At 64.1% G+C, this 3,973-nt stretch carries 2 protein-coding genes and 2 pseudogenes; 3 read left to right on the top strand and 1 reads right to left on the bottom strand.

The genetic code is table 11. The annotated features are described in order from the left end of the window. Both ACLP9N_RS27575 and ACLP9N_RS27570 read left to right on the top strand, forming a co-directional pair. Positions 1 to 689, top strand: a pseudogene (locus ACLP9N_RS27575) (IS630 family transposase); the annotation flags it as partial. Between the two features lie 448 nt (positions 690 to 1,137). After that, a pseudogene (locus tag ACLP9N_RS27570) lies at positions 1,138 to 1,257 on the top strand (DNA starvation/stationary phase protection protein); the annotation flags it as partial. Between the two features lie 18 nt (positions 1,258 to 1,275). Here ACLP9N_RS27570 and ACLP9N_RS27565 read toward each other — a convergent pair. After that, a complete protein-coding gene (locus ACLP9N_RS27565; RefSeq protein ID WP_442410347.1) occupies positions 1,276 to 2,727 on the bottom strand; it encodes a chloride channel protein in 1,452 nt (483 codons plus the stop codon). A 130-nt stretch (positions 2,728 to 2,857) separates the two neighbouring features. Between ACLP9N_RS27565 and ACLP9N_RS27560 the strand changes: the two genes are divergently transcribed. Next, positions 2,858 to 3,844 carry a pirin family protein gene (locus ACLP9N_RS27560; RefSeq protein WP_442410346.1) on the top strand — a complete coding sequence of 329 codons (987 nt, stop codon included), beginning with the start codon at positions 2,858 to 2,860 and terminating at the stop codon, positions 3,842 to 3,844. The last annotated feature ends 129 nt before the right edge of the window (positions 3,845 to 3,973 follow it).

Here is a 3,973-nt window from a genome sequence, read left to right as displayed (position 1 = left end):
GGCCGCGCGCGGTTTGAAACCGCACCTGGTCGAGACATTCAAGCTGTCGAACGACCCGAAGTTCGAGGAGAAACTGATTGACGTGGTCGGTCTCTACCTCAGTCCTCCCGAGCAGGCGATCGTGCTGCATGGACGAGAAGTCCTCGGTACAGGCGCTGGACCGGACCCAGCCGTCGCTGCCGATGAAGCCCGGGCGGGCCCAGACGATGACCCACGATTACAAGCGCAACGGCACCGCCACGTTGTTCGCGGCGCTGGACGTGCTGACCGGCAAAGTTATCGGGCAATGCCTGCCTCGGCACCGCCATACCGAGCTTGTGAAGTTCCTGCGCACGATCGACCGCGAGGTCCCCGAAGAACTTGCGGTGCACCTGATCTGCGACAACTACGCCACCCACAAGCACCAGAGCGTGCGGGCCTGGCTCGACAAACATCCCCGATTCCACCTGCACTTCACCCCGACCTCCTCGTCGTGGCTCAACCTGGTCGAACGCTGGTTCCGGGAACTAACCGACAAGGCGCTGCGCCGCGGCGTGTTTCACTCCGTACCCGACCTCATCGCCAAGATCGAGGACTATCTCGCCGCGCACAACAACGACCCCAAACCATTCGTATGGACCGCCACCGCCGAAGACATCCTCGCCAAAGTCGCCCGCGGGCGCGTCGCGCTCCAAGCGGTCAACCAATGACGAGACAGACCACTAGCGTCCGTCGCCGGTCACTGGGCACCCGACCACAAGTAAAGCCGAGTCAGCGCGCCCACATTCTTTTACGAGACAATCTCGCCTGTCGGTTGCTCGTGATTCTCGGCTTGCGTGCTCAGCAGGTGCGGGACGAGCGAGTCATGACTGCTAGGGCCGTAGGGTTGGCCACATTTTGGCCACAATTTCGGCTGAGTTACAGATAACTAGCGTGACTTACCAAGACCGGGGCCGGTCATGAGCCGGACCCAGGCCCGCTGGGTGACGAGCATCCCGATCACGTCATGCGCGGGGGGACACGGCCACGAGGGGAATGGTAGCAATCGGGCGCCCCCAAAAGTGCCAGGTTTCCCTCGATATGTCGCACATATGTCGCACGTTTGAGACGTCGTCACTGGCTTATAGGGTTTGAGCTGGGAAAATTCGCCAGGTGCCACTGGAGAAGTTCCAGTGGTTCGTCCGGGCGCATCTGGAGAACGCGGGCGGAAAGTTGGCCCATAAGGGCAAAGCCACCGAAAGGGACGCCGCAAGCACCGCGCGGCGCAAAGCTCGGTAATCCCCGGGCAATCGGGCGCTACTCGGCCTTACCGGCTTCGGAGGCCTGACGCGCGCGTTCGGCTTCGGCGGTCTTACGGTCCAGCCGTTGAGCTTCGTAGATGGTGACGTTGGTGCGAGACATCAGCAATGATGCGATCCCGACGGCGATGATCGCTCCGGGAACCACCGAGAACGAGCCGGTCATCTCCGCGACCATGATCATGATGGCCAGCGGCGCCCGGGACACACTGCCGAAACACGCCATCATCCCCACTACGACGAAGATTCCCGGGCCGTCGGGCACCCCGGGCAGGCCGGAAAGGTCGCCCAGTCGCCAGATGGCGGCTCCCACGAAGGCGCCGATCACGATCCCGGGCCCGAACAGCCCGCCGGATCCGCCGGTGCCTATCGACATCGACGTGGCGACGATCTTCGCGATCGGGAGGACGAGGACGATCCACAACGGGATCTGCAGCAGCGATCCACGATCGGCCGCCAGCTGTGCCCAGCCGTAGCCGCTGCTCAGGACTTGGGGGATCAGCAGTCCCAACAGGCCGACCAGGAGTCCGCCGATCACCGGCTTGAGCACCGGCCCACCGGGAAGCCTGTGGGTGAGCGCGACGGAGACGTGGAAGGTGCGGGCATACAGGTAGCCGGTCGCCGCAGCGATCAGACCGATCACCACGAACCACAGCAACGGCCAGGCTCTTTCGAAGCGATACTCGGCGTCGATGTACCCGAATAGCGGGTCAAAACCCAAGAACGACCCGAGCACCGCATATGCCGTCCCCGAGGTGATGAAACCCGGTAGCAGGCAGCGATAGTCGAAGTCGTCGCGGTAGGGGAGCGATGCGGCCAGCACTGCCCCGCCCAGGGGCGCGGCGAAAATCGCGCCGATGCCCGCGCCGATACCCAGCGCCACCGCGGTCCGGCCGTCCTCGTCAGACAGGTTCAGCCGCCGGGTAAGCAACGAGCAGAAGCCGGCTGAGATTTGCGCCGTCGGGCCTTCGCGGCCGGCCGAACCGCCCGAACCGATGGTCAGCGCGCTGGCCACCATCTTCACCAGCACCGCCCGGAAGCGGATGGTGCGTGGATCGCCATGCACCGCCTCGATGGCTTCGTCGGTGCCGTGACCGGTAGCTTCCGGGGCGAGCCGGGCCACGATCAATGCCGACAGCAGGGCCCCGGCCGTCGTCACCAGCGGAATTGCCCATGCACGTTCGAAGCCGGCCGACCCGTGGCTGCCACCCTCTCCGACGGGGGTCGGGAGGTGGTAGCCCGCCAGGTAGCCGAGCAGAAACTCGGCGGTGTATTTCAGCGCGAGATAAAAGACAACCGCTCCGAGGCCGGCAACGACGCCGATCGTGATGCCCAGCAGGAACCACTTGCGCAGGTAGCCCGACTTCCTGATCGATGCGCCGAAGCGTCCGCCTGTGGCGGCGGGCGGGGCCACTGCGGGCTGGGGTTCGTCCCACGTCTCGTCGTTCACGACGTGTGCCTGACCTGCGACTTTCGCATTATGGCCCCTAGCGCCCCACGCACCAAGCCATCTTATGACAGCGGGAATAACCGGACCGTAGTCCGGTTATATTGGGTAACTCTAAAACAAGGAGGTAGAAATGCCTGCGATTACCGCAGACACTCTCACGCTGGCGCGGGTGGGCTCGGCCGGTCCCGCCGATACCGAGCGCCCCGTTCGATCGATCACCACCGGCCCGCGAGGTTATGAGGGCGAGGGTTTCCCGGTGGTCCGGGCTTTCGCCGGGGTGAGCACCGCCGCCCTGGATCCGTTTGTGCATATGGACCAGATGGGTGAGGTGGAGTACCTGCCGGGCGAGCCCAGGGGCACCGATTGGCATCCGCACCGTGGCTTCGAGACGGTCACCTACATGATCGACGGCAAGTTCGCGCATCAGGATTCCCACGGCGGCGGCGGCCTGATCACCGACGGCGCGACGCAATGGATGACGGCGGGGTCGGGCATCTTGCACATCGAGACTCCGCCTGCCGAACTGGTGGAAAGCGGCGGCGTGTTCCACGGCGTCCAGCTGTGGGTGAACCTGCCGAGCAAAGACAAGTTCGCGCCGCCCCGCTATCAGGCCATCGAAGGCACCGACGCCAAGTTGTTGTCCTCCGACGACGGCGGAGCGCTGCTCCGCATCATCGCCGGTGAGATCGACGGCCACCGTGGCCCCGGTGTCACCCATACGCCGATCACGTTGGCGCACACGACGATCCAGAACGCGGCGCGGCTGAACATTCCGTGGCGGCGCGATTTCAACTCGCTGGTCTATGTATTGTCCGGACGTGGATATATCGGGCCTGACGGACACCCGATTCACCAAGGTCAGTTGGCCGTTCTCGGGCCCGGCGATCGGATCACCATCGCAGCCCAGCAGGCCCAGGATTCTTACCGCACGACGGCTCTTGACGTGTTGCTCTTGGGCGGACAGCCGATTCGGGAGCCAGTGTTCCATTACGGACCTTTTGTGATGAACACCCGGGCCGAAGTGATCGAGGCGCTTCAGGACTATCAAGCTGGGAAATTTCGGAGCATTCCGCCGAATGCGTTAATGCCGCATCATGGCGGTGGCACACTTTCGTAGTGGGCAAGCGGTCACGGATCGGCGGAGTGCACACCTTCAAACCGGAAATGCAGTCGTCCGACACCATTGATAAGGCCCTGTTGCGGCGGGGCGCGCCACCTTTGGCTGCGTCCGACGGAGCGGCGATGG

Origin of the sequence: Mycobacterium sp. (genome assembly GCF_052144515.1) — a bacterium.
In the GTDB taxonomy this organism is placed as follows: Bacteria; Actinomycetota; Actinomycetes; order Mycobacteriales; family Mycobacteriaceae; genus Mycobacterium.
This window is presented reverse-complemented; position numbering and strand designations above follow the sequence as displayed.